Source organism: Pseudomonas arabinosi, from assembly GCF_047758675.1.
GTDB lineage: Bacteria > Pseudomonadota > Gammaproteobacteria > Pseudomonadales > Pseudomonadaceae > Aquipseudomonas > Aquipseudomonas arabinosi.
In genome coordinates, this window is record NZ_CP180480.1 from 87,607 (window position 1) to 112,818 (window position 25,212).

Consider the following 25,212-nt stretch of genomic DNA (forward strand, 5'->3'; position numbering starts at 1 on the left):
TGTGGGAGCAAGCTCGCTCCCACAGGTTTTGTGTGATGCCTATTTCTTGCGCAAACGCATCAATTCCGGCAACCCGATCTTGAGCAACCGCGCCGTCCGGCTCTTCGCCAGGTCCTCAATGCCCTCATGCTCGGTCAGTCGCGCCAATTGCGCAGCCATGTTCATCACCAGCGCTTCGCGGGAGTAAACCCCGCCACCGAACTGGTAGACCGCTGCAATCAGCTCTCGCAGCTCCAGCGGCAGGCGCCAGCGAGTGCGAAGCGCCGAACCATAAGCCGCGCCGAATTCAGCCAGCGCCTCGCCAACCTCCTCCCACTCATCCAGCTCACCACCGGCCTGCTTCCACTCCTGCAAACACCGCAACAGCGCAAGGTCGCCGAGGCGATGCAGCATGCCAGCGCAGTAACAGCGCTCTTGATCCAGATCCAGCAAGCGCGCCAGGGTCCGGCCATACTCGGCGGTGCGCAGCGACAACTCCCAATAGCGCTCGGCATAGTCGGCCAGAAACGGATCGCTGAGGCGGGCACTGCGCTTGAGGGCCAGCCCCAGAATCAGGTTCATGCTTTGCCCGGTGCCGAGGCGGTGCAGCGCCTGGGACAGGGTTTGTACGGCGGCGCCATGATGCTGGGCCGCGCTGTTGGCGGCGGCGATCAGCACAGCGGTGATTTGCGGATCGGTACGGATCTCGTCATGCAGCAGTGTCAGATCGAGGCCATTGGGATTGAGGCTGCGCTTGACCGCCAACTGCACGTCAGTCATCAGCGGCGCACCGTCGGCAAACTCACGACGACGCTCCAGGTAAACCGCCAACGTCATGCCTGGCGACAGCGAAGGTGTTTCGCAAGTCAGCTCTTCACCGGCGTTCAGCAGCAAGTCCTGCAGGCGTTGGGTCAGGCTTTCCATGTTCAGGGGTTTGGTCAGGTACGCCGCAGGCGCCAGGGGCAAGACTTCGCGCACACTGGCGCTGTCGTTACGGCTGCTCATCAAAATGAACGGCAGCGGCGGGTTGCGTTTGCGCTGACGGACATTGCGCAAGACATTCAAACCATCGACGCCGGGCAGCTCCCAGTCGACGATCACCAGGTCGTAAGGATTTTCCGCCAACAGGTGCAGCGCTTCCTGACCATCGGCACACAGATCCAGCCGTGCGTCGCAGCGCACATTCAACAACACCTGCTTGAGCAGGTCGCGGGACCAGGGGTCGGCTTCGGCAATCAGCACACGCGGCGCAGCGGGTAACACCACAGCAGTCATTTACACACTCCAAGGTAGTGCTTGCACCTTAGTCAATGCTGGCCATTCGATACAGCGCATTTGCCATCGATAGGCTCCAGGGACACAAAAAAACCCGCCGAAGCGGGTTTTTTGTCGATCAGTTCACACACTCATCGGAGCACTTTAAATCAAAGCTCAGAGAAGCACTCTTCGATGATTGCCAGACCTTTGTCCAATTGCTCGTCCGGCGAAGTCAGCGGTACCAGGACGCGCAGAACGTTGCCGTAAGTGCCGCAGGACAGCAGGATCAGACCCTTGTCGCGAGCCTTGGCCACAACGGCGGCTACCGCTGGAGCGTTCGGTTTGTGGCTGTCTCCGTCAACGAACAGCTCGACCGCGATCATCGCGCCCAGGGCACGGACTTCGCCGATCACCGGGTATTTCGCCTGAATGGCTTTCAAACCAGTAACCAGACGCTCGCCGACCGCTTTGCAGCGATCCAGCAAGTGCTCTTCTTCGAACACTTCCATCACGGCCAGGGCCGCGGCGCAAGCGATCGGGCTACCGGCATAAGTGCCGCCCAGGCCGCCTGGAGCAATGGCGTCCATGTATTCAGCCTTGCCGCAAACACCGGCCAACGGGAAGCCGCCAGCGATGGATTTGGCGAAGGTGGTCAGGTCGGCAGCAACGCCCATCTGTTCCATGGCGAAGAAAGTGCCGGTACGACCAGCGCCAGTTTGTACTTCGTCAGCGATCAGCAGGATGCCGTGCTGGTCGCACAGGGCGCGCAGACGCTTCATGAACTCTTTAGGTGCGACGTAGAAACCACCTTCGCCCTGAACTGGCTCGATGATGATTGCAGCGATGTCACGCGGCTCGGCGTCGTTCTTGAAGATGCGTTCGATGCTGGCGATCGAATCGTCGATGCTCACACCGTGCAGTTCGTTCGGGTACAGCGCGCGGAAGATGCCGCCTGGCATCAGGCCCATGCCGGCCGAGTAAGGCACGACTTTACCGGTCAGGCCCAGGGTCATCATGGTGCGGCCGTGGTAAGCGCCGGTGAACGCGATCACGCCGGCACGACCAGTGGCGGCACGGGCGATCTTGATGGCGTTTTCCACGGCTTCGGAGCCGGTGGTCACCAGCAGGGTTTTCTTGTCGAAATCACCCGGCACCTTGGCGTTGATTTTTTCGCACACTTCTACGTACGGTTCGTAAGCCAGTACCTGGAAGCACGTGTGGGTCAGCTTGTTCAGCTGCTCGGTCACGGCGGCGATGATTTTCGGGTGAACGTGGCCGGTGTTCAGCACGGCGATACCGCCGGCGAAGTCGATGAACTCGCGACCTTCAACGTCGGTCACGGTGGCGTTCTTCGCGGACTCGGCGAAGATCGGGTGAATCTGGCCAACACCGCGTGGTACAGCGGCTTCGCGGCGTTTCATCAGGGATGCGTTAGTCTTGCTCATAAAGTCCTCATTCACCGCTCATCGGGCGGCGTGGTTCAAGGAAAATGCGGCGGGGAGGCAACTACGGCAGCATGCGATGATCGACTGCCACAGCTTTCCCGGCCACAGAGAAAATTCCGTTTGAAGCACGCAAAGGGACAGCGCTCTCGTGCCCTTTGCGTTTGAAGCAATGCCTTGCCGGGCTTATCCCTTCGAGCTTAGATGCCCAGGCAGAGGTATTTGATTTCCAGGTAATCTTCGATGCCGTACTTGGAGCCTTCACGGCCCAGGCCCGACGCCTTGATGCCGCCGAATGGCGCGACTTCGTTGGAGATCAACCCGGTGTTGACGCCGACCATGCCGTATTCCAGGGCTTCAGCCACACGGAACACACGACCCAGGTCGCGAGCATAGAAGTAGGAAGCCAGACCGAACTCGGTGTCGTTGGACATCGCGATCACTTCGGCTTCATCTTTGAAGCGGAACAGTGGAGCCAATGGACCGAAGGTTTCTTCCTTGGCCACGGCAGCGTTTTTCGGCACGTTGGTCAGGATGGTCGGCTCGAAGAAGTTACCTTCCATGACCTTGCCACCTGCCAGAACGGTTGCGCCTTTGCTGATCGCGTCAGCAATGTGCTCTTGAACCTTGGCCACGGCTTTTTCGTCGATCAGCGGACCCGTGGTGGTGCCTTCTTCCAGACCGTTACCGATCTTGAGTTTGGCGACTGCCACTTTCAGCTTCTCGGCGAACGCGTCGTAGACCGAATCCTGAATGTACAGACGGTTGGCGCAGACGCAGGTCTGGCCGTTGTTGCGGTACTTGGAAATGATCGCGCCTTCGACGGCCTTATCCAGGTCCGCGTCGTCGAACACGATGAACGGCGCGTTGCCGCCCAGCTCCAGGGACACTTTCTTGATGTCCTTGGCGCATTCAGCCATCAGCTGACGACCGATTTCGGTCGAGCCGGTGAAGGACAATTTGCGCACGATCGGGTTGCTGGTCAGCTCGCTGCCGATGTCGCCGGCGCTGCCGGACACCACGCTGAACACACCGGCAGGAATGCCGGCACGCTGGGCCAGTTCAGCCAGAGCGAATGCGGAAAACGGAGTTTGCGAAGCAGGCTTGAGCACCATGGTGCAACCGGCGGCCAGGGCCGGGCCGGCTTTACGGGTGATCATCGCAGCCGGGAAGTTCCACGGGGTGATTGCAGCGGTCACGCCGATTGGCTGCTTGATCACGATCAGGCGCTTGTCTGGCTGGTGGCCCGGAATCACATCACCGTAAATGCGCTTGGCTTCTTCAGCGAACCACTCGATAAAGGAAGCGGCGTAAACGATTTCGCCCTTGGCTTCGGCCAATGGCTTGCCCTGTTCCAGGGTCATCAGGCGAGCCAGGTCGTCCTGGTTCTCGATGATCAGTTCGAACCAGCGACGCAGCTTGTTCGCACGGTCCTTGGCGGTCAGTGCACGCCAGGCCGGCAGCGCTTTGTCAGCGGCTTCGATTGCACGGCGGGTTTCGGCAGCGCCCATTTTCGGCACGGTACCCAGAATTTCGCCCGTTGCCGGGTTGTTGACCTTGATCGTCTGACCATTGTCCGCATCAACCCAAGCGCCATCGATGAAGGCTTGCTGGCGGAACAACTGGGTGTCTTTAAGCTGCATGTCGGCTTTCCTTAACAGCACCGCGGCAAGCGCGGAGCGAATTATGATTATAGAAAGGCGCCTTATAGGCTGCCGTCAGGGAAATCATTCACCGGGCTGAAGCACATAAATAGCGCACTGATTGAAACTCGTGCGGTTCAGCACCCAGACAAGAGCGTTTGAAATCTCAAACGAATCCTAGGATCAAAGGGGGTAAAGGACAATAGCCTGTTCGAAAAAAAGAACGAAAACGCCGCATTTGCCTAATTTTTCTGATCAACGTAGCAACCGCAGGTTACGCTTTTGAAAAACGCAGGCGATTCAGCAGCATGGACGCCCGCAGTGCATATGAGTATCATGGCGCCCGCATTGCACCAGTAGCTCAGCTGGATAGAGTACTGCCCTCCGAAGGCAGTGGTCGTGGGTTCGAATCCCGCCTGGTGCACCATATAGCAGTCTAGACCTGTCTCAGACAGTCTACGAAACACCCCAAGAAGCCCGCCCCGTGCGGGCTTTCTTGTTTCTGGCTATCCCTCCTTGTCTACCCCTATAACTTCACGCCGTGTATGCCCACGTGTATGCTTTGAGATTCATTGAACTGGAGGCATACACGCAGTGAAGCGTACTGAAATCAAACGCCGCCCACTGGCCGACACTACTCTTGCAGGCTTGGAGGCAGAGAGTGCGACGTACCGGGAGCAAGACGGCAACGGCTTGTATTTTCGGGTCAAGGCAAATGGGCAGAAGTCGTGGGAGTTGCGCTACAAAAAACCAGACGGGAAATGGTCCTGGCTGGGCCTAGGCGGTTACCCCGAAATCAGTGGCTCGCTAGCCAGGCAGAAGGCGGCGCAACTGCGGGATGACGCATCGACTGGCAAAAATCCTTTAGTCAGTAAGCAGGCTCGCAAGATTGCTGACCGGGTGGCTGCCAACAACACTTTCGAAGCGTTAGGGCGCGAATGGTTTGAGGCTAGGCGCTCAAGCTGGGAAGCCGGCACGTCCCGTCGAGTCCTTGGAGCCCTGGAGCTTCACGTATTCCCCGTTTTCGGCAAACGCATCTACACAGAAATACTGCCCCTTGAATGGATGGAGTTTCTGCGCGGCATGGAGCAGAAAGGGATCATTGAGCAAATGGGCAGAGTTAGGGCCTTCTGCAAAGAGATCTACGACTTGGCACGCGTGACAGGCCGAGCGATCCACAACCCCCTTGAAGGCCTTAATAAATTTCTCCAGACACGTAGTGCTAAAAATTATGCACACGTATCAATAGAAGAGCTGCCTGCATTACTTCGAGCTATCAACTCTTACCCTCACGCAAAGGATGTCCGTCTTGGGCTCCGTTTGCTTGCTCTGTTAGCGGCACGCCCGAGCGAGATTAGAGAAGCACGCTGGTCAGAAATCGACCTCAATAAAAAGCTCTGGACGATTCCAGCCGAGAGAATGAAGCGTCGGCGCGAGCATGTAGTGCCTCTATCTCGGCAGGCCATTGAAGCGATAACGGAGCTGCGCACGCTGACAGGGGCGTACCCTCTGTTATTTCCAGGAAGAAAAGATCGGACCATACCCCGCAGCAATACCGTGTTTCTGATGGCGCTGCGCAGACTGGGATATGCGGGCCGGCAAACCGGTCATGGTTTCCGTCACATCGCCAGCACGATCCTGAATGAACAGGGATTCGACGAAAACCATATCGAGGCTCAGCTCTCTCACGTAAAAGAAGGAATTGCAGGTGTGTACAACAAGGCGGTGTACCTGCCACAGCGCAAAGTCATGATGCAGTGGTACGCCGATCGTCTTGATGAGCTAGCCACTGGCAATGTCGTGCAAGGCCAATTTGGAAAGGCAGTATGAGATTTCTTATCCATCCCCCCTTCAAAAGCGGTGTTACGCGTGTTACCGGTGTAGCGAACAACACCAAGCCATTGATTATATTGAGCTTTATGCCTGTAACACGTTTGAGAACGGTGGCATACACCTCGTGTAACGCTAGCCATTGGTGTAACACCGAGAGCCCATCATTGCCACTGCTGGCTAGCCATTTACGGTGTGCGCGACCACGCTCGGCCCGCTGGTTTTGCCGCAAAAACACAGGGCGTGGGATGGCTTGGGGTGAATTGGCAAAGAGATTGTTCGCGTGCCAGTGATCCATATTCAGGAATCCTGTGAAAGTCCGAAACCTGTCGGCGCTGATTGAAAACTGACCCACCCTGCCGATTGAAAATTGACCCAGGGCGGATTGCTGATTTTTGCATCAGCAATTGTGGATAAGCTTAGCAGTCGTGTCCCGGTGGAAGAGGCATTAAGCCCCACCGCATGTGGGCATGCGGCAGGGTATTTTCGGTGCTGATCAGAATAGCTCATCGTCCTCGATACCATCTTCGTCCTTGCGCTTTCGTTCACGTGATTTGATCTTTGTCTGCGCGGCCAGAGTGCTGTGTTGCAGGCGGTAGGACTCGTTGCCCGTTTCGACGATGTGGCAGTGGTGTGTCAGCCGATCCAGCAACGCTGTGGTCATCTTGGCGTCACCAAATACACTCGACCATTCCGAGAAGCTGAGGTTGGTGGTGATCACCACGCTGGTGTGCTCGTATAGCTTGGATAGCAAGTGAAATAACAGGGCACCACCGCTCTGACTGAAGGGCAAATACCCCAGTTCATCGAGTATCACCAGGTCTGTTCGTAACAGCCCTTGAGCTATGCGGCCCGTCTTGCCGTCGTACTTTTCGCGCTCCAGCAGATTGACCAGATCCACCGTGGAGTAGAAGCGCACGCGTTTGTGATGCGTCGTGATCCCGGACACGGCTAAGGCGGTGGCGAGGTGTGTTTTGCCTGTACCAGGCCCGCCGATGAACACGACATTCTGCGCGGTATCGGTGAATTCCAGGCTGGACAAATCCCTGACCAGGCGGGCGTCTGCGCTGGAAGCGCTGAAGTCGAAACCGGCCAAATCACGATGCATGGGGAGTTTGGCCATGTTCATCTGGTGGTTCACTGAGCGCACCGCTCGATCCGCATGTTCTTGTTGGAGAAGATGCTCAAGCAGCCATTTCGACGAGGTCGTTGAGGCTTCGCCTTGCGAGGCCAGTTCTTCCCAGGCGCTGGCCATGCCATGCAGACGCAGTTCTTTGAGTTCCGCCTTAAGATCACGCATTGCGAGTCTCCTCATCGGTGGTACGGAGCCGGTCGTAGCGTGCCGTATTGGCGACAGGCGCTATCTTGAGTTGCAGGCTGGTTTCGGCGGACGGAGGGGCTGCTGTCGATGTCAGTCGAGCCAGGACATTCAGGATGTGGTCAGCACTCAAGCTGCCTGATTCCAGTACCAACTCCACAGCCACCAATACGGCGTCGAGCCCGGCGATGGGAACAGCCGCCAGTACCTGCGTCATGACTCGATCACCATTGGTGTGCCGCCTCAGACCGCGTTTTAGCAGTTGCAACGGCTTCGGCAGATCGGTAAACGGAGCGCCATTGCGCAGCGCACCGGGCTTGCGTTCGATGAGCGGGATGTAATGCTGCCAGTCAAAACTGACCTGATCTCGATCAAACAGGCGCTCGTGACTGGCAATCATCGTTTCATCGGCGATGACCACCACCCGCGTGGGATACAAACGGCTGCTGACCCACTGACCGACCCGCTCACACGGCACCGAGTAGCGATTTCGCGCCACGCTGATCAGGCATGTGCTGGAGACCCGTACGGTGCGCTCGACGTAGCCATCAAAGGCAGTCGGCATCGGCATCAATTCGGCGCGTTCCAGCGCCAGGACGTCCGCCACTGTCAGCCCGTTGTACTGCGGGTGCACCAGTTCGTCCCAGAGCGCACGGCAGCGTTGGCCGAGCCAGGCATTCAATTCCTCGAAGGTGTGGAACATGCAGTTTTGAGCATCGAGCCAGATGCGCCGTCGGCTGTCTTGGACGTTCTTTTCAACGATGCCTTTTTCCCAGCCGGAGGCCACGTTGCAGAAGTCCGGATCGAATAGGTAGTGCGCACACATGACCGCAAACCGGGCATTGACCGTGCGGCCTTTACCCTTGTTGACCTTGTCGACAGCCGTTTTCATGTTGTCGTAGATGCCACGACGCGGCACCCCACCTAACGCGCCAAAAGAGCGGGTATGGGCATCGAACAACATCTCGTGGCCTTGGCTGGGATACGCAACCAACCAAAATGCGCGACTGGCGCACAGCTTCATATGGGAGACCTGGATGCGTCGGAACAGGCCGCCGATCAGCAGACCTTCTTCGCTCCAGTCGAATTGAAAGGCCTCGCCGAGTGCAAAGGTCAGCGGCACAAAGGCCCGTAAAGACTTGCCTTGCTGGCCGCGCCACGTGCGTATGAAGGCGGTGAGCTGGCTGTAGCCGCCGTCGTACCCCTCGGCCTTGATCTGTTCGAAGAGTGCTTTGGCACTTCTGCGGTTGTGCTTTGCCCGAAACGAATCGGCCTTGAGCGCCTGCTCAAGCGTCTCGTGAAATGGACTGAGTTTGTTGAAGGTTGCGCACCGTTGGTACGCCGGCTGAGTGGCTTCGGGTGCTCTGACCCATTTTCGAATGGTGTTTCTCGACAGCCCGGTACGCTTGGCTATCTGATGCAGCGAGAGCTTGTCGCGGAAGTACATCCGCCGGATTTTTCCCAACATTTCCATGCTGATCACCCTGTGTTCTCCTGCTCGAAAAGTGAGCAGAAGCAATTGAACACCTGGGTCAGTTTTCAGTCGGCAGAACAGCCTTTACTGGGTCAGTTTTCGGTCAGCGGCAACAGCCCAAGCTGTCATCCCCACCGTTTCGGCTGGCGTACGCGCCATAGCAGTGCTATTGAAAATGACTAGTCGACTGGCAAGGAAAGCAATGATGAGTGACGAGCAAGATTCGCAGATTGAAGGGGAGTGCACCGTTCACTCCCACCCCGTCCCAGCCGATGAACTCTCGCGTTACAGCGTCGAGAGCGACCTCCATGCTGAAAGGGACATCGCTAATTATGTTGAGGGCCAGGCACCCGATGAGATTGTTCAGCATGTAGAGCGGATCAAAAAAGAAATCGTGCTGGGAGACATTTATGAAATTTGGGACGTAACGACCGATAAAGATCGTTGGTGGGTGATCACAAACCTCACGAATCTATACTCCCAGAAGCATTTCCCGACACTCGACTACACCATCTCTTTTCACATTGGCCTGATGATGCGGCTGAGAAGCCGGCCTGATCGGATAGATAGCTCGGACCCCACACCGTTTGACGAGGTCTTTCGACGCATGGACCAGGCGGATGCTCGTCATGGCGCGGCGGTTGAAGCAGAAGACTTTCAAGCCGTAGGCATGCTGTTGCGCGAGGCATTGGTCTCGCTGATGGGTGCCGTCAGAAGATTGAGCGAAATTCCCCAAGAAGCGGAACGCCCACAGGATGCCAATTTCATCGCATGGATCGAATTGTTGATGAATCATCTATGTGGAGGCGGGAGCAACAAGGAGTTACGTCAGCATTTGAAGAATCTGGCCAAGGAGGCTTGGCAGCTTTCGAATTGGTTGACGCACACCAAGAGCGCGAGCAGGACGGCATCTTCAATAGCCATACATACTTGTCAGACGGTCGTAGGTCATATGATGCAGATCCTCAAACGAGAAGAACAGGATCGGACAGACCAGTGCCCGGTTTGTAAATCTCGTGACGTTCGCAAGCACTACGACATAGACATCGCTCCTGACGGCGATTCCTATCTCAGCTGTGGCGTTTGCGACTGGGACGATCATCCGGGAGCCAATCCTAGGAACTGATTTTGTTCATCACTCTGACCGCAGCAGCGGACACTGTGTATGCCCACGTGTATGCCTAACCAAAGCACGACCAGCCAAGCCCTTATAAACCGGGAACCAGAGCCTCCAGTTCAAACGACGCCTGGGCACCATACGTAGAAATGAAAAAGCCTCAGATCTTAGGGTCTGGGGCTTTTTTGTGGGTCTCGGGAAAGTTTGGCAACACGGATGACAATTAATGATTGTTGGTCGAAGACTCGAACAGGCGCCCTATGTCTCTCGCTCCATGCAACACCCGCTCAATCCGTATGTCGTTTTCGACCTGGCAATAAAAGATCAGATACGAGCCGTGGCTTATTCTGCGCAAGCCTTTTGCGCAATCCTCTTGGGAAACGCCAAGAACAGGCTGCTCAAGAAGTAGCTCACATTGCCTACGGAGCTCGCCAACAAAAGACTTGGCCCTGACAGGATTGTCCCGGGCGATAAAACGGGCAATTTGCTGCAAATCGTCACGCGCCATCGCGGTGAGTATCAGTCGCCTCATCGACGATTTTGCTCGGTTGCGACGTCATCAATAATGGCATCCAGCTCCGCAAAAACCGTGTCCCCATCAATGTCTGGGCGCGGATCATTTCTACTGGCAGCAATCGCCTCGCGAATCTCGGCAGCCTGCAATCGATCAAGAAGCTGTTGATAAGCCGCCTGCGGCAAAAGGTAGGCGGCCGGGCGATTGTGGTTCAGCACCGCCACCGGCTCTGATCCGGCCTGCTCAATCACAGTGCTTGGGCTGCGCTTGAGTTCTGTGATGCTGACTGACCGGCTAGCAAGTAGTTGCTCCATGAGCAGGCTCCAAGGTACTGAAAAAGGTACCTGATAGTGCTCGATTTATCTTCACGCGGTCAACGTGCATCTGATCAGCAACCACCCAAGCCAAACAAATGCCGATACATCTCTATCCTTCCGTACCACGCACATTAAGGTTTTCATACGCGCCTTATTTCTGGACAGGAGGTCCTCGATGTTGCTTGACCCATACCTCAATCAACCTTATCTACCAAAGCTTTCGTATTGGGTCGGCAGCTTTAGTGTGTATGACAGGGAGGAAGCCTTGGGTGAAGAACTGAACAAGTACGACCCCAATGACCCAATGGATCGTGACCTACTGATTCGACGGTACTGTTTGCGCGTGCCCCCACGGGAAACTTTCCGTCACCGCAGGGCAGAATATGACTTGCTTGAGCAGGCATTAGCCGATCCAGATTTCGACTTCGCCTCTGTCTGGGAAGATGATGAGGACGAAGAATACTTTTACGACTACTGGTCTTGGCCAAGTGACTGGCCAGAAATCGCTGACCCTCGAGGTTTATTCCAGGCCATTAGAGACATTGCCGAAGAGGTCTGGCAGGAAGATCTGCGGCGCTCCAAGTTACCTACTCTTCAGAGTTGCAGAGAAATACCTGAGCGCGATCTTGGAACTCACGACTGGTTGTTCCGCGTAGACAACCCTCAAAACTGGAAGGAAGTTTTCAATCTCGCCGTTACTCCTAATGACCTAACAACCCAAGGTCCGGTTTTTCACAAAGAAGGTTTCACAATAAGCATTGAGGGCCCGTTAAACAGACTAATTTTTCGACCACCGCATTGGCCTCCAAGCACAGCGTTCAGCTATTGCAATCTCGATGCAACGGTCTCAGGTATCAGCGAAGTGGAAGTGCGCGGTAGCCAGTTTGCCGGTCCATTAAGAGGAGTGCTGACGCGCCTTCGGGATGGATACTACCTGCGCCTGGAAATAGGTTTCGACTGCGTGATCGAATGTGTCGCTCTTCATATACGCATAAGCAACGTGATCGGAAGCCATCGAACCAAAAAGTACGGATAGCGCAAATACAAAAAAACCGCCGAAGCGGTTTTTTCATTCTGTCGTCCAGTCAAACTCGTCGTACTCATCATCCTCGTCGTCCTCGACCACTTCATCATCAAGAACGTCTTCCTCAAACGCTTCCTCTGCCTGCTTCGCCAGCAGAAACTCCTTACGACTCTCAGTAACCGCGCGCCGTAATTCCTGACCCTTCACCGGGCAGTTGAGCATTTGGGCGATGCGATCGATTTTTTTCGCCATGGCTACCTCCAACGCATCGGCTATAGGCCGATAGTGCGCGCTTTCGGGTGTCGATGCCAAATGACTGACCGCTCTGCCTCTCAGTTTTTCTGCAAATCCTTGAGTCTGGCCGTGAGATTTTCCTTGGGAAAGCGTTTGTGCAATGTCGCCATCAGGTCAGCGGCCGCTTGAGCCTGACCAGCCTTTTGCAGGCGGATCACTTCCCTTAATTGATCGTCGATAAACGTTTCCGGAGCTATCGCCGAGCGTTTGCTGACCTTCGCTTCATCAGCCATGCCAGCGCTGATCGATTCGCTCTGCGCGGGGGCGGCAAAATCGGCCATTGGCGCAGCAGGCGCGGGGGCGGACATCGCGCCGGCCGGGACAGCCAGCGAGCGAGCAACCGAAGGTGATACCTCTGCGGCTTCTTTTTTGGCGACCGGTGCAGACGCTTTGGGAACAGGGGCGAAGTCATAACTCGGCAGCTGCTCCTCCGTGCGTTGCACCAGTGCAAGCATCAGGGCCACGCCGACGAGGCTGGCAAATGCGACTTGCCAACGGGGTTTCTGGCAGGCCTGGACCCAGCGTTTCCACAGACCTGGCTTCTGCACCGGGACTTCACGGTGTGCGGCAGCCAGGAGGAACGCGTCGAGATGAGCAGGCGGTTCGCTGGTGGCGTGTTCACGATAGTGCTTCAACACTTCGTCTTCGGGCGTAGGACGGGCGTCAGTCATGTCAGTACCTCCTCGGCCAGCAGCCGACGCAGTTTTTGCTGGGCGTAGCGCAAGCGGCTTTTGACGGTTTCCAGCGGTGTTTCGGTGAGGGTGGCGATCTGCGGCAAATCGAGATCGCCGTGGGCGCGCAGCAGGAACACTTCGCGCTGGTCCGCGGGCAGGTTTTGCAGGGCCGCTTCGAGGCGCTGGTTGTCGCGGCTCAGGCTCAGCAGTTGTTCGGGATCGGCAGCATCATCGCTCAGCGCGTGGATCTGTTCGTCATAGCTGTCGTGCAAGGGGTTGTGGATTCCGTGTTTGCGCCAGTGATCGATCAGGCGGTTGCGGGCAATCTGGTAAAGCCAGGTACGAAAATTCGCCCGGCCTTGTGGCTGACTGGTGCTGCGGATCAGGCTCAGCCAGGTGTCCTGGTAAACCTCTTCGGCCAGCTCGGACTTGCCGCTCAGGCCGAGCAGGAATCGGTAGAGCCCTTGGCGGTGACGGGCGTACAGAATCTCGAACGCCGGCCCGTCGCCTGCGCGATAACGGGCCAGCAGCGATTCGTCGCTCGATTCAGGCGCTGACATGTCAGTTGTAGCCTCCTTTAAGCGGCTCACTGTTCGATGCGGTGGTGGTTCGCAGACTTTGCGCCAACTCCACCAATTGCACGAACTCTGCCCGCAGACCAAATCGATCCTCGCCCCGCGCACCGCGCGCCAAAGCCTCGGTGTCCTTCAGACTGAAATCACCGGTATAACGCCCATCCTTGAGCTGCTGGGAAAACGCCGCGACGGCCGCCGCAAATCGCAGGTCTTCACTGGCTGGCGCAGCACTGTCAGTGATCGGACGCTCGATCAAGCGACTGTTGCCACCTTCGGGCAACTGATATCGCACGCGCAGCATGGCCATTTCCCCAGATCTCCCGGATGCAACTGCCCCAGAGTTGCCATACCGCAGCGGCTCCAGCCAGCCCTTCTCGCCCTTGGGCACAATTTCGTACAACGCCGTTACCGTATGTCCTGCGCCGATTTCACCGGCATCGACCTTGTCGTTGCTGAAATCCTCACGCTTCAACGCACGGTTTTCATACCCCAACAGCCGATATTCACTGACCTGCGCCGGGTTGAACTCCACTTGCAGCTTCACGTTTTTCGCCACGACGGCGAGGGTCGAACCGAGTTGATCCACCAGCACTTTGCGCGCCTCGCGCAGGTTGTCGATGTAGGCGTAGTTACCGTCGCCGGCATCGGCCAACTGTTCCATCAGGTGTTCATTGTAGTTATCCACACCAAAACCCAATGTGGTCAGTGAAACGCCTGTCTTGCGTTTATCCACAGCCATTTGCTTGAGGCTGTCGAAGTCGCTGATGCCGACATTGAAGTCGCCGTCGGTGGCCAGCAGGATGCGGTTGATGCCCTTGGGAATAAACGCCTGCTGCGCCATCTGATAGGCCAGTTCGATGCCTGACGCCCCAGCGGTTGATCCGCCAGCGGTCAGTTGATCGATGGCGGTACGAATTTTCGCTTTGTCGCGTCCTGAGGTCGGCTCCAGCACCACACGCGAATCGCCGGCATAGACGACCAATGAAACCCGGTCCTGCTCGCGCAATTGATCGACCAGCAATTTCAGGGTGCTTTTGACCAGCGGCAACCCCTCGCGTCGGTCCATCGAGCCAGACACGTCCACCAGAAACACCAGGTTCGCCGGGGCCAGTTCCGCCACCGCGCGGTCCGAGGCCTTGATGCCGATGCGCAGCAATCGGGTATGCGGGTTCCACGGCGACGGCGCCAGCTCGGTGGTCACGCCGAAGGGCGAGCCATCGGTGGGCAATGCGTAATCGTAGGGAAAGTAATTGACCATTTCCTCCAGTCGCACTGCACCTTCCGGTGGCAGGCGCCCCTGATTGAGCAAGCGGCGGACGTTGGCGTAAGCACCGGTGTCGACGTCGGCGCTGAAGGTCGAGACGGGCGCTTCGGCCACGCTGTGAATCGGGTTATCCGCCAGCGCTTGATATTGCTCCCGCTGCTCATCCCGATATCCCTGCGCCGATGCCTCGCCCGTCGGCATCGGTGCAAAGCTCGCCGTCGGGGCGGTGCGAACGCTGCGCTTGGCCATCGAGGTGTCTGCCATAACAGCCTCGCTGTGCACCAATACTTCAGCTGGCAGCGCACCTTGAACCGGTGGCGGCGCCGAGGCGGAATCAGGCTTGGATGAAACGCCGCAACCGGCAATGACCAGCAGCAACCCGGCAGCGAAACCCTGGGCGGCCGGGCGGAGAAAATGCAGAGGGAGGGACATGGGGGCTGACCTCAGGAGGAAATTGATCCATTCATCCTCTGAGACGGACAGCCCCGTCGATTCGGGTTAAGACCGCTGAAAAAAACTTCAGCGGTGATAACGCCGCACCACACTGCTGTTTTTCAGCACATGGCCCTTGATTTTTTCCAGTAGCTGCGCGCGTGTCAGGCCGGCGGGCAAAGCTTCCGGCGCCAGGTCCAGGGCGTAGAGCTGGATAATGTAGTGGTGCGCGCTGTCGCCGACCGGCGGGCAAGGACCGACATAACCCGTGGTGCCTTTGCTGTTGGTGCCACCGACGCCCTCAAGGGCGGATTTTGCGCCGACGCCAGCGGCAATCTGATGCGTCGTGGCTTTGATGCCGTAATGCACCCAGTGATCGACGCCTTGGCCTTTTTGCCCGTCAGGATCGTGCATGACGATGGCATAGCTCAACGTACCCGCCGGCCCGGCGTTCCAGTTCAGTGCCGGTGACGCGTTATGCCCGCCGCAACCCGGAGCATCGCTGGCGGCTGCCGAGGTGAACAGTCGATCGTCGGTGACACCTGGGATGTTCAGGGTGAAACGCTCCTGGGCCTGCGCCGGAAACTGCACGCAAAAGGCGACTGCAACGGCCGCCAGCCAAGGGTTCAAAGAGGTCAATCGGGGCATACCGGAGCACCTTGTGCGGGTGGGGCCGTCGTCGGCGTGCAAACTATAGCCGGACCGTTCATTCGGTGGCAGTGGGAATTGGCTGAACCTCCAGATAAGCGCCAAACTCTTAAGTGAAACGCTTGCCTGGAGAGTGATCATGGCACTGCACCGTGTCGCCCGTTTCGCCGATGTGTCCGAAAACCGGGGCCTTGAGGTTCAGATCGCAGACACGAAAATTGTCCTGCTGCGGGTGGGCGATCAACTACGCGCCTTTCAGGGCGAATGTCCCCATGCCGGGGCGCCGCTGGCTGAAGGCGCTCTGTGCCACGGACGTTTGATCTGCCCGTGGCACAAGGCTGCGTACCGGATCGAGGACGGCGCGCTGTGCGAACCGCCGGCCCTGGACAGCCTCAAGCGCTATCCGCTGGAGGTGCGCGATGACGAGGTCTGGGTCGACGATCAGCCGATGTCCGACGCTCACACCCCTCCGGCGGACGACGAGCGAACGTTTGTGATCATCGGTGCCGGTGCAGCAGGCACGGCGTGCGCGGCAGCGTTACGCGAAAAGGGTTTCGGTGGCCGGGTGCTGTTGATCGACCGTGAAACCGACGCCGGTTACGACCGCACGGTCTTGAGCAAATTCGTGATTGCCGGGGAGATGCCGCCGGAAGAAGTCCCACCGCTGCGTGATGAGCACTTTTACCAAGCACAGCGCATTGAGCGAGTAAACGCTGAAGTGACGAGCCTGGACGCCGCGAACAAAACGTTGCGCCTGTCTGATGGTCAATCGCTGAGCTACGACGCTGCCCTGCTCGCCACCGGCGGCACACCCAACCCACTGACGCTGCCTGGCGCCGACCTGCCGCAGGTGTTCGTGCTGCGTTCGAAGGATCAGGCGCAGCGGATTCTGGGCTCGGCAAAACCAGGCCAACGAGCGGTGATCATCGGCGACAGTTTTATTGCCTTGGAATCCGCGTCCTCCCTGCGTCAATACGGTCTGGACGTCACGGTTCTGGCCCGCCATGCAGTGCCTTTCGCCAAACAGTTTGGCGACGCGGTCGGCAAATCGATTCGTGCCCTGCACGAGGCCAATGGCGTGGTGTTTCATACGGATGGCAACGCAACGCACATCGAAGGAACTGCCAAAGTTGAAGCGGTGCGCCTGGACAACGGTCAACGTTTACCGGCGGATTTGGTGCTCGTCGGCATTGGCGTCAGCCCGGCAACCGGCGCATTTACCGGCCTGCCCCTGGAAAAGGACCAGTCGCTGAAGGTCGACGGCGGGATGCGCGTGACCGATGGGCTTTGGGCCGCCGGTGATATCGCGACCTTCCCGCTCAACGGCCAGCCCCAACGGATCGAACATTGGCGCCTGGCACAGCAACAGGCACGGATCGCGGCGATGAACATGCTCGGCGGCGACGAGCATTACCTCGACGTGCCCTATTTCTGGACCTGGCACTTCGGCAAAAACTACGACTACCTTGGACACGCCGCGACCTGGGATGAGGTCGAGTTCAAAGGTGACCCTGACCATCCCCCTTTTATCGGCCTGTACGGCAAGGATGGATTGGTGGTCGCCGCGGTGGCATGCGATGAAGAACGTGCGATAGCGCTGCTCGCCGAACGGATGAAACAGCCGCTGCCGGTGGATGAGGCGTGGCAGCTGATTCGGGATCTGAATTAACGAGATGAGGGAGTCCTTCGACCTCCAGCGGGAGCAAGCTCCCTCGCCACAAGCCACACAGCAAAACGCCCGGCGTCTGCGTTGCGCAGAGGCCGGGCGTCGGTGTGTAAGCCCTGGGTTTACTCGACGGCGACATTACCGCCGAATTTGCTCATGACAAACCCGACAAACTCTTCGACGGTCATCTTCTGGCCGTTGAATTCCACCTGATTATTGGCGTAGTGCAGTTTGGCGACGATGTTGTTGTCTTCCAGTTTTGCCAACTGCGTACCGACTGCCATGCTGCCAAACATGTCGGCAGTGGCGGTCGCCTGATCGGCGATGAGCTTGGCGTCAGTCTGACCGTCGATTTGCGACTGCACGCTCAACAGGTCAACGAGCATTGGCTTGGACACTTTCACATTGACGTCCAGCAGCGCGATCAGTTGTTGGGTCAACTGGTCGGGCGGCAGGTCCATGGATTGTGGTTTGGTCAGGTCGAGCACCAGGTTGGCGCGGCTTTCGCCATTGGCGGTGTTGAACGACAGATTCTCCAGGGCAACCTGCGGGCCGGCGGCCAGCAGTTTCTCCAGGCCGGTTTTGACCTGCGCCTCTTCGGCCGGGGTCAGGACCAGCTCTGGCGCCGGTTCACCCGCAGCGACGGCCTCAGCAGCGGCCCTCTCGTACGGTTGCAGTTTGGTCTGGTAAATCTGCATCAACGACATTGTTGCCGGGATGTCGAGGTTCTTCAGGCTCATGGCCATCTGCGCAGAGCCGACAGCCTTGCCGTTCAAGGACACTTCACCCACCTTGTAATCGGCACGCCCCGAAGCGCTGGTGCCGGATTCCTCGGTCTGGTTCTTCATTTCAAATTTCTTGATACCCAAGTCCGACTGCTTGGCGCCGAAGGTGGTCTTGCTGTCGGTCAGCTCGACGGTGTTCTCGCCGGTGTAGTAGCCGTAGGTACTTTTTGTCAGGTTGCTGGCCAGGGTCAGGCCGTTCAGTTCGACCTTCACTGGCGTCTGATCTTCAGCGACCGTGCTCAGTGTCAGGCTGTCCATGTAGCCGTCGGCCTTGACCTTTTGCGCTTGAGCGCTGGCGGCGACATCGAGGTTCAGCCCGGAGAATTTCAGGCTGGACTTGTCGTCCAACGCCACGTCCAGCGGCAGCAATTGCAGGGTGCCGTTGGTGGCATTGTCGTAACCGATGTTGACCACGCCCGTGAGTGGCGATTTGTCCTTGGCAGCGACGAACCATTTCTCGGTGGTCGGGGTTCTTTCCAGTTCGTAGTGACTGGTGGCCAGGACCGGCAGCCACTTCAACGACATCAGGCGCGAAAACGGCAGCGGACCGTGTTCGATGCGATCGACGAACAGCAACTCTACCGGTGCTTCACCGAACATCTCGCCTTCGCCCTTGAGGCGGTAGTGCGCGGTGCTGCTGAACACATGGCGCTCCAGCGACACCAGTTCCAGCGACGCTGTGCCGTTGGAACCGACCAGCGCGGCTTGCAGCTCTTTGTTGGCGTCGGAGATCGAGGTGTTCAGCACACCTTCGAGTTTGGTGCCGGTGTACCAGGCTCCGCCGGCGCTGATTGCACCGATGGCAACGACGATTCCAAGAAGCACGCCTGCTGATTTATTCATGAATGACCCGATCAATGTCCGTTGTTTGAAGGTGTTGTCGTCTTCCCTGAACCCATGACGGGTTGCGGTCACGACTGCGATAAAAGTGCGATGGAGATTAGCATCAGGCGCACCGGGCGGCCCAATGATTAAAGGTTAAAGAGTGTCTATGGAATGCCACTGCTTGTGGACAACTGGCAGGGGGCGAGAGTTTCGGCGGATATGAAATCGCCATCGCGAGCAGGCTCGCTCCCACAGGGTCCTGTGATCGACACATAACCCATGTGGGAGCGAGCCTGCTCGCGATGGCGTCAGTCCTGCCAACACAGATCAGGAATACTGAACCTCGATCTCATCCAATTGATGATCAAAGCTCTTGAGCCGTGCGGTCCATGTATAGACCAGCACTTCGAAGTCGCGATTGATCACCGCCGTGCCGCTTGGGGATTCCGAGCGCGGGTCGCAGAAGTCCAGTTGATAACGTTCGCGGGCCATGGCGGTGGCGACATCGGAGAGTTCACGGGCGTTATTGAGCCAGTGCCAGCCCTCCTCGGACACTTGCTTGTCCAGCGCCTGGCATTGTTTTTTCAGGGTTTCGAGGCTTTTTTCCAGCGGTGTGCCGGTGAGTTCGCCCATGACTTCCTGGAACGTACGCCCCGGTTGCCAGTAACTGCCCCAGAAATACCGATCGAACACCGTTTCGACACGGCGCAGCGCGACTTTGGTGTCCCAAATCAGCACCAGGGTCTTGCCTTGTTCGAGCTGTCTTTTTTTGATGCGCTGACCCTGGACCGACGCCCAGGCCACCACCACGATTGCCATCACGGCAATCAATGCCGCGGCGCTGTCGAGGAACACCAGTGCCTTGTCGATCTGGTGGGCCAGCATGATGCCGTAGAAATAAGTGGCCGACAGCAACACCAATGCCGCTATAGCGCACCAGAAGCCGGGAGCATAAGGGTTTTTCATTATTGGAATCCCCATGACCAACGCGAGCCTTGATTGATGAGCTCGACGCGCGACCTCATCAACTCAAAGCATAGCAACGGCCTCAGGGTTTGCCGGAGTTCGTGCCTTGCGTTCGTCCGCTTTCCCAGCCGCCACCCAAGGCCAGGAACAAATCGATCTGACTCATGGCAACCTGCGTGCTGGCGGAAGCCAGCTGCGCCCGCACGTCGGTGTAGGTGCGGGTCGCCTGCAAGTCCGCCAGGAACGATGCGCGGCCAGCCTGGAAGAAGCGGTGAGTCTGGTCTGCGGCCAATTGCGCCGATTGCTCGGCGTCGGCCAACGCATCGCGACGTTGCAGCAACGCGGAGTACTGGGCCAGACCGGTTTGGGTTTCGCGGATGGCGTTGAGCACCACGCCATCGAAATGTGCCAGCGCGCCTTGGGTCGTTGCTTCGGCCTCGCGGATTCGCGCCCGGGAGCCGTTGGACGGCACGGTCCAGGTCAGCAACGGCCCGAAGCCCCAGCGATTGGTCGCCGGTTTGCCGAGGTTTTCCAGGATCCCGACGGTACCGACGGTCGCGCCGATACTGATGTCCGGGTACAACTCGCCGGTGGCGATGCCGATGCCGGCGGTCGACGCAGCCAATCGTCGCTCGGCCTGCCGCACATCGGGACGGCGTTTGAGCAAGGTGGCGCCGTCACCCACCGGCAACAATTGCGCAATCTTCGGCAGCTCCGCGCAGCGGTCGGTGCCGGCTGGCAGTTGATCCACAGGTTTGGCCAACAGCATCGACAATCGGAACAACCCGGCCTGACGCGCCGCCTCATAACGCGGCATATCGGCGCGCAAGGATTTGAATTGGGTTTGTGAGCGGGTCACCTGGGTTTCATCGCCACGCCCGGCGTCACGCAAGCGCTGGATCAGCGTGGTGCTCTGGGCTTGCAAGTCGAGGGAATGCTGGGCGATTTCCTGCTCTTCGTTGGCTGCGCAGACTTGGGTGTAGGCCCGAACGACATCGGCTACCAAGGTGATTCTTGCAGTATCGGCCGCGGCTTGCGTCGCATCGGCATTGGCCTTGGCCGCCTCGATGCCGCGCTGCAACGTGCCGAACAAATCGAACTGATACGAGGTGGTAATGCCAATGTCGCCGACGTTGGCCACCGGCACTTTCTCCGGCAGCAGGAATGCTTCGCCGGACTCCTGCAAACGCTGGGCGCCCATCTTCACGCCGCCGCTCCAGCCACCTGCCGCTTGAGCTTCATCGACCTGCGCGCGCGCTCGGGAAAGGTTCGCCGCCGCCACGCGTAAATCGGTGTTGGAGGCCATGGCCTGCTGGACCATTTGATCGAGGCGCGGATCCTGATACAAGCGCCACCAATCGCTGGGCACCGGGGCCGAGACGACATTTTTGCCATTCACCGCCAAGTCGCCCTGCAAGTCTTCACGGTGTACGGCGGCCTCGTCCGGCAAGTGATAATCCGGCCCGACCACCTGACAGGCCGACAGCAACAGGCCTAAGCCGGCGATAGCCAAACCCGAGGCCCTGCTCATTTCGCGGGCTCCTGGGTTTGATCGTCAATGATCGACACCGTGGCGGTCCGCCCGGCGATCATGCGGAAATCCGCCGGCACGTCGTCGAAGGCGATCCGCACCGGAATCCGCTGGGCCAGCCGCACCCAACTGAACGCCGGGTTGACGTTGGGCAGCAGGTTGCTGCCGCTGCTGCGGTCGCGGTCTTCGATGCCGGCGACGATGCTTTCCACGTGCCCGCGCAGGCGAGCGCGGTCGCCGATCACCCGAATATCGACGCTCTGGCCGACATGGATGCCGTCCAGTTTGGTTTCTTCAAAATAACCGTCGATGTGGAATGAATTGCTGTCCACCACCGACAACACCGGACGCCCGGCGGTAACGAATTCCTGATTGCGCGGTGCACGGTCGTTGACGTAGCCGTCCACCGGGCTGCGGATGGTCGAGCGGTCGAGGTTGAGCTGGGCGCTGTCCACCGCCACCTGGGCCTCCATCAGCGCCACCTCGGCGCGGGCCACCCGGGACTGACTCTCTTCCAGTTGCTCACCCGGCACCAGATTGCCGAGGCCACGGTTACGCTTGGCTTCGCGTTGCGCCTGCGCCAGGGTTTCCTGACGGTCGGCGACTGCCGCCTTGGCCTGACGCAGTGCCAGTTTGAAACGGTCCTGATCAATGCTGAACAACACCTGGCCGCGCTTCACTAATTGGTTGTCACGCACATCGACTCGCTGGATCAGCCCGGACACGTCCGGCGCGATCTGCACGATGTCGGCACGGATGTGGCCGTCCCGGGTCCAGGGCGCGAACATGTAATACATCACCATGCGCCAGACCACGACAACGGCGAAGGTCACGATCAGCAGGGTCAGCACGACGCGACCGATGGTCAAAAAAGGTTTTTTCATGTCATCAGGTATCGACTGAGTGAGTCCACGGCGCCGAGCAGCACAGCGTAGAGAGCCACGTTAAACAATGCCCGGTGCCAGACCAGACGGTAAAAGTGCAGACGCGTCAGCAACCCGTGCACCAGCAGGAACAACACGTACGTAATGCCCATCAGCACCAGCAGCGTGGGCAGGAACACCCCGCTGATATCCAGATCACCGATCATAAAGGCGCTCCATCGATGCCATGGGGAAGCGGTTCTTCGAGCTCGCCGGTGCCGACGAATTCCACCCCTGGCAACAGCGACAGACGCAGGCCGCTCAGGGCATGCAGCAGATGCAAACGCGCACCTTCATCGCACTCCGTGTTGAGGGCACGGCGGGTGCGGTCCAGGGTCATCAGCAACGGACTCGGTGCCGGCAACCGTTCGCCAGCCTTGAGGCAGGCCTTGAAATACTCGCCAACCTCGGCCACCACCTGATGCAGCAACATTTGCGGTGCGCCGAGCACTCGCGGTGTATAGGCGAGCAAATCCAGCAGGTTCAGCGCCACGCGCACTTCCCGCAGGGCGATGCCGGTGTCCTGGCCGGTCATGGCCAGGCGCGGCAAATGCTGCATGAGGCGATCGAGCATCTGCACACCCAAGTGCCGGTGCTCAGACAACGTGGCCGGTTCGGTCAGGCTGACAATGTCGCGCCAGCTGAAACGGGTCAGGCGCTTGGCCGCCAGTTCAGAGCCGAACGGCCGGGCAATCAGGGTCCAGACGAAGGCGAACAACAAGCCCACGGGGCCCGCCAGGTTGGAGTTTACGAAACTAAGGAAATCCGCGTCGTAGGCGCCCTGAATACTGATGAACGACGAGGTGTTGACGAGGGTCAGCAGCATGCCCAGATAGAACTGCGGCTTGACCGTCAGGGTGCCGATGCAAATAAACGGCACGGCAAACGCCAGCACCAGCATCGGGAAGTCATGCAGGTTGGGCAGGACCAGAAACAGATAAAGACTGGCGAACAATACCGACATCGCCGTCCAGAAAAAGAACCGGTAGATCTGCGGCGCCGGGTCGTCCATCGACGCGAAAAAACTGCACGCCACCGCCGCCAGAATCACCGCGGCGCCGCCGTCGGTCCAGCCGAGCAGAATCCACAGCACCGACGCGACGATGATGGCGGTGACCGTGGACGCCGCCGAATAGAGCATCAGCCCACGGTCGAGAAACGGCGACAGCCGACCAAGCCGCCAGTGGCGATAGACCGCGCGCCAGCTGTCCTGGCTTTCGCACTGGATGGCGTACTGCAGGCTGCGGCAGTCCTGCCACACATCGATCCACTCGCCGAGGCGATACAGAGCATTGGAGAACAGCAGCTGCTTGCGATCATCCAACGCTTCGGCGGACGGTTGCAGGGCTTCGAGTTGGTCTTTCAGCGCTTGCCAGCGGGTGAGGTCGGCGTCTTTGTGGCCGAGCCATTCGGTGGTCGCGGCCAGCAGCGGCGCGAACTTATCCACAAGCTCGGGCGTGCGCCGCTCAAGGGCATAGAGCGCGTCATCGAGGGCATCAATCACCGGCAGCAGGTGAATCATTCGCCCGCGCAGTTCCTTGGTGTTGCGCACCGTTTGCGGCCGCGCGCCTTCGTGGGGCAACTGACCGATCATCAACTCCAGCGTGTTGAAGGTCGCGACCATCGAGGAGCGCAGCGCACTGACTTCGTCCGGCTGCACGTTGCGGCTGAGGAAACGCAGGCTGTAAGTCGAAGCATCGGCAAACCATGTGTTCACCGAATCGTTGAACACCGGCGCCAGCCGTCGGGGCCAGAACATGGCGCCGACCACCGCTGCCACGACGATGCCGAGGAAGATTTCTTCAGTCCGCGCCTCTGCGATGTCCCATACCGCTAACGGGTTATTCACCACGGGCAGGGCAATCAGCGGCAAGGTGTACCCGGCGAGCATCAGCGCGTAATTGTTGGCGGTGCGCAGGTGCATTGAGAGGAACAGCAGAATCCCGGTCCACAGCGCGATGACCACCACCAGCACATAAGGGCTCTGGACAAACATCGGCACGAAAAAAACCGCGGCGGCGGCACCAAGAAGGGTGCCGACCGCGCGGTACAACGCCTTGGAACTGGTAGGGCCGACAAACGGACTGGAAACGATGTAGACCGTGGCCATCGCCCAATACGGCCGGGGCATTTGCATGAGCATGGCGATGTACAACGCGATCATCGATGCCGCGAACGTTCGCACACCGTAGAACCAGTCCCGCGCCGGGGGCATACCGGTAAAAAATCCGCTCAAGGGTTGATCACCGGCAGGTGATTGGCCGATTCAAAAGCCCTCAGCACCCGCAACGCCGCTTCCAGATCACTCTGATCGATCCCTACGAGCACTTCATGGCGCAAGCGCACCAGCTCGATTTCGACGGCTTGCACCAACTCGCGACCCGTCTCGGTCAGGCTCAGGCATTTGGCGCGACGGTCATGGGCGTCTTCGGTACGGCAGACGTAGCCGGCATGACACAACTGATCCAGCAGGCGCACCAGCGACGGGCTCTCCATCCCGGCCGCCTGCGCCACCGTCACCTGCCGCACACCCTCGCCCAAACGCCCGATCATCAACAACGGAACGGCGCAGGCTTCGGAGATTCCATAGTTGGCCAGCGTGGTTTGGCAGATCCTCCGCCAATGCCTGGCGGCCACCACCATGGAGCTGCTGATGTTCATCTGGAGAGCGTCGAGGTTCTTCGGCACGAAGGGGAAACACACACTGTTAGTTT

At 58.7% G+C, this 25,212-nt stretch carries 23 protein-coding genes and 1 tRNA gene; 5 read left to right on the plus strand and 19 right to left on the minus strand.

Annotated features, from left to right (window positions below; genetic code table 11):
• Positions 1 to 39: 39 nt before the first annotated feature.
• The 3 genes from ACMXYJ_RS00415 to gabD all read right to left on the minus strand — a co-directional run bounded on the left by ACMXYJ_RS00415 (position 40) and on the right by gabD (position 4,321).
• Entirely contained in the window at positions 40 to 1,254 is a 1,215-nt protein-coding gene (locus ACMXYJ_RS00415) for an HDOD domain-containing protein (protein ID WP_415758395.1), read from the minus strand.
• 149 nt (positions 1,255 to 1,403) lie between these two features.
• Entirely contained in the window at positions 1,404 to 2,681 is a 1,278-nt protein-coding gene (gene gabT, locus ACMXYJ_RS00420; RefSeq protein WP_415758396.1) for a 4-aminobutyrate--2-oxoglutarate transaminase, read from the minus strand.
• Between the two features lie 197 nt (positions 2,682 to 2,878).
• On the minus strand, positions 2,879 to 4,321 hold the full coding sequence (gabD, locus tag ACMXYJ_RS00425) for an NADP-dependent succinate-semialdehyde dehydrogenase (protein ID WP_150633171.1): 1,443 nt from the start codon (positions 4,319 to 4,321) through the stop codon (positions 2,879 to 2,881).
• A 350-nt stretch (positions 4,322 to 4,671) separates the two neighbouring features.
• Here gabD and ACMXYJ_RS00430 point away from each other — a divergent pair.
• A tRNA-Arg gene (locus ACMXYJ_RS00430) sits at positions 4,672 to 4,748 on the plus strand.
• A 167-nt stretch (positions 4,749 to 4,915) separates the two neighbouring features.
• Positions 4,916 to 6,151: a tyrosine-type recombinase/integrase gene (locus ACMXYJ_RS00435; protein ID WP_415758397.1), complete on the plus strand. Its 1,236-nt coding sequence runs from the start codon at positions 4,916 to 4,918 to the stop codon at positions 6,149 to 6,151.
• 496 nt (positions 6,152 to 6,647) lie between these two features.
• On the opposite strand, the gene istB is transcribed toward ACMXYJ_RS00435, so the two are convergent.
• Entirely contained in the window at positions 6,648 to 7,451 is an 804-nt protein-coding gene (gene istB / locus ACMXYJ_RS00440; RefSeq protein ID WP_415756579.1) for an IS21-like element helper ATPase IstB, read from the minus strand.
• Complete coding sequence (istA, locus tag ACMXYJ_RS00445; protein WP_415756686.1) at positions 7,444 to 8,943, minus strand: IS21 family transposase; 1,500 nt, start codon at positions 8,941 to 8,943, stop codon at positions 7,444 to 7,446. The genes istB and istA overlap by 8 nt, the downstream gene beginning before the upstream one ends.
• A gap of 205 nt (positions 8,944 to 9,148) precedes the next feature.
• Here istA and ACMXYJ_RS00450 point away from each other — a divergent pair, with 205 nt between their 5' ends.
• Complete coding sequence (locus tag ACMXYJ_RS00450; RefSeq protein ID WP_415758398.1) at positions 9,149 to 10,069, plus strand: gamma-glutamylcyclotransferase; 921 nt, start codon at positions 9,149 to 9,151, stop codon at positions 10,067 to 10,069.
• Positions 10,070 to 10,283: 214 nt separating this feature from the next.
• On the opposite strand, the gene ACMXYJ_RS00455 is transcribed toward ACMXYJ_RS00450, so the two are convergent.
• Together ACMXYJ_RS00455 and ACMXYJ_RS00460 are read right to left on the minus strand one after the other, a co-directional pair.
• Positions 10,284 to 10,592, minus strand: coding sequence for a type II toxin-antitoxin system RelE/ParE family toxin (locus ACMXYJ_RS00455; RefSeq protein ID WP_415758399.1), 309 nt, complete (start codon positions 10,590 to 10,592; stop codon positions 10,284 to 10,286).
• Positions 10,589 to 10,888, minus strand: coding sequence for a type II toxin-antitoxin system prevent-host-death family antitoxin (locus ACMXYJ_RS00460; RefSeq protein WP_415758400.1), 300 nt, complete (start codon positions 10,886 to 10,888; stop codon positions 10,589 to 10,591). The genes ACMXYJ_RS00455 and ACMXYJ_RS00460 overlap by 4 nt, the downstream gene beginning before the upstream one ends.
• Before the next feature lie 178 nt (positions 10,889 to 11,066).
• Here ACMXYJ_RS00460 and ACMXYJ_RS00465 point away from each other — a divergent pair, with 178 nt between their 5' ends.
• Positions 11,067 to 11,927: a hypothetical protein gene (locus ACMXYJ_RS00465; protein ID WP_415758401.1), complete on the plus strand. Its 861-nt coding sequence runs from the start codon at positions 11,067 to 11,069 to the stop codon at positions 11,925 to 11,927.
• A gap of 33 nt (positions 11,928 to 11,960) precedes the next feature.
• On the opposite strand, the gene ACMXYJ_RS00470 is transcribed toward ACMXYJ_RS00465, so the two are convergent.
• The 5 genes from ACMXYJ_RS00470 to ACMXYJ_RS00490 form a co-directional block, all read right to left on the minus strand.
• Positions 11,961 to 12,227, minus strand: a complete 267-nt coding sequence (locus ACMXYJ_RS00470; RefSeq protein ID WP_415758402.1) for a hypothetical protein — start codon at positions 12,225 to 12,227, stop codon at positions 11,961 to 11,963.
• A 20-nt stretch (positions 12,228 to 12,247) separates the two neighbouring features.
• Positions 12,248 to 12,880 (minus strand): hypothetical protein, encoded by a 633-nt coding sequence (locus tag ACMXYJ_RS00475; RefSeq protein ID WP_415758403.1) that lies wholly within the window; start codon positions 12,878 to 12,880, stop codon positions 12,248 to 12,250.
• Positions 12,877 to 13,443 (minus strand): RNA polymerase sigma factor, encoded by a 567-nt coding sequence (locus tag ACMXYJ_RS00480; protein ID WP_056745690.1) that lies wholly within the window; start codon positions 13,441 to 13,443, stop codon positions 12,877 to 12,879. The genes ACMXYJ_RS00475 and ACMXYJ_RS00480 overlap by 4 nt, the downstream gene beginning before the upstream one ends.
• 1 nt (position 13,444) lies before the next feature.
• Positions 13,445 to 15,154, minus strand: coding sequence for a vWA domain-containing protein (locus ACMXYJ_RS00485; RefSeq protein ID WP_415758404.1), 1,710 nt, complete (start codon positions 15,152 to 15,154; stop codon positions 13,445 to 13,447).
• 87 nt (positions 15,155 to 15,241) lie between these two features.
• Positions 15,242 to 15,802, minus strand: coding sequence for a YbhB/YbcL family Raf kinase inhibitor-like protein (locus ACMXYJ_RS00490; protein ID WP_415758405.1), 561 nt, complete (start codon positions 15,800 to 15,802; stop codon positions 15,242 to 15,244).
• A 139-nt stretch (positions 15,803 to 15,941) separates the two neighbouring features.
• Here ACMXYJ_RS00490 and ACMXYJ_RS00495 point away from each other — a divergent pair, with 139 nt between their 5' ends.
• Positions 15,942 to 17,471 (plus strand): FAD-dependent oxidoreductase, encoded by a 1,530-nt coding sequence (locus tag ACMXYJ_RS00495; RefSeq protein ID WP_415758406.1) that lies wholly within the window; start codon positions 15,942 to 15,944, stop codon positions 17,469 to 17,471.
• 119 nt (positions 17,472 to 17,590) lie between these two features.
• Here the strand turns inward: ACMXYJ_RS00495 and ACMXYJ_RS00500 are convergent, their stop codons facing one another.
• The 7 genes from ACMXYJ_RS00500 to ACMXYJ_RS00530 all read right to left on the minus strand — a co-directional run bounded on the left by ACMXYJ_RS00500 (position 17,591) and on the right by ACMXYJ_RS00530 (position 25,159).
• Complete coding sequence (locus ACMXYJ_RS00500) at positions 17,591 to 19,096, minus strand: YdgA family protein (protein ID WP_415758407.1); 1,506 nt, start codon at positions 19,094 to 19,096, stop codon at positions 17,591 to 17,593.
• Between the two features lie 309 nt (positions 19,097 to 19,405).
• Entirely contained in the window at positions 19,406 to 20,044 is a 639-nt protein-coding gene (locus ACMXYJ_RS00505; RefSeq protein ID WP_415758408.1) for an NADH:ubiquinone oxidoreductase subunit N, read from the minus strand.
• Between the two features lie 82 nt (positions 20,045 to 20,126).
• On the minus strand, positions 20,127 to 21,575 hold the full coding sequence (locus tag ACMXYJ_RS00510; RefSeq protein WP_415758409.1) for an efflux transporter outer membrane subunit: 1,449 nt from the start codon (positions 21,573 to 21,575) through the stop codon (positions 20,127 to 20,129).
• Positions 21,572 to 22,459, minus strand: coding sequence for an efflux RND transporter periplasmic adaptor subunit (locus tag ACMXYJ_RS00515; protein WP_033058627.1), 888 nt, complete (start codon positions 22,457 to 22,459; stop codon positions 21,572 to 21,574). Before ACMXYJ_RS00515 ends, ACMXYJ_RS00510 begins: the two co-directional genes overlap by 4 nt.
• The gene (locus ACMXYJ_RS00520) at positions 22,456 to 22,665 is read right to left on the minus strand and encodes a DUF1656 domain-containing protein (protein ID WP_033058629.1); all 210 of its coding nucleotides are present in this window, start codon (positions 22,663 to 22,665) and stop codon (positions 22,456 to 22,458) included. Before ACMXYJ_RS00520 ends, ACMXYJ_RS00515 begins: the two co-directional genes overlap by 4 nt.
• The gene (locus ACMXYJ_RS00525) at positions 22,662 to 24,734 is read right to left on the minus strand and encodes an FUSC family protein (protein WP_415758410.1); all 2,073 of its coding nucleotides are present in this window, start codon (positions 24,732 to 24,734) and stop codon (positions 22,662 to 22,664) included. Before ACMXYJ_RS00525 ends, ACMXYJ_RS00520 begins: the two co-directional genes overlap by 4 nt.
• The gene (locus ACMXYJ_RS00530) at positions 24,731 to 25,159 is read right to left on the minus strand and encodes a MarR family winged helix-turn-helix transcriptional regulator (protein WP_415758411.1); all 429 of its coding nucleotides are present in this window, start codon (positions 25,157 to 25,159) and stop codon (positions 24,731 to 24,733) included. The genes ACMXYJ_RS00525 and ACMXYJ_RS00530 overlap by 4 nt, the downstream gene beginning before the upstream one ends.
• Between the last annotated feature and the right edge of the window lie 53 nt (positions 25,160 to 25,212).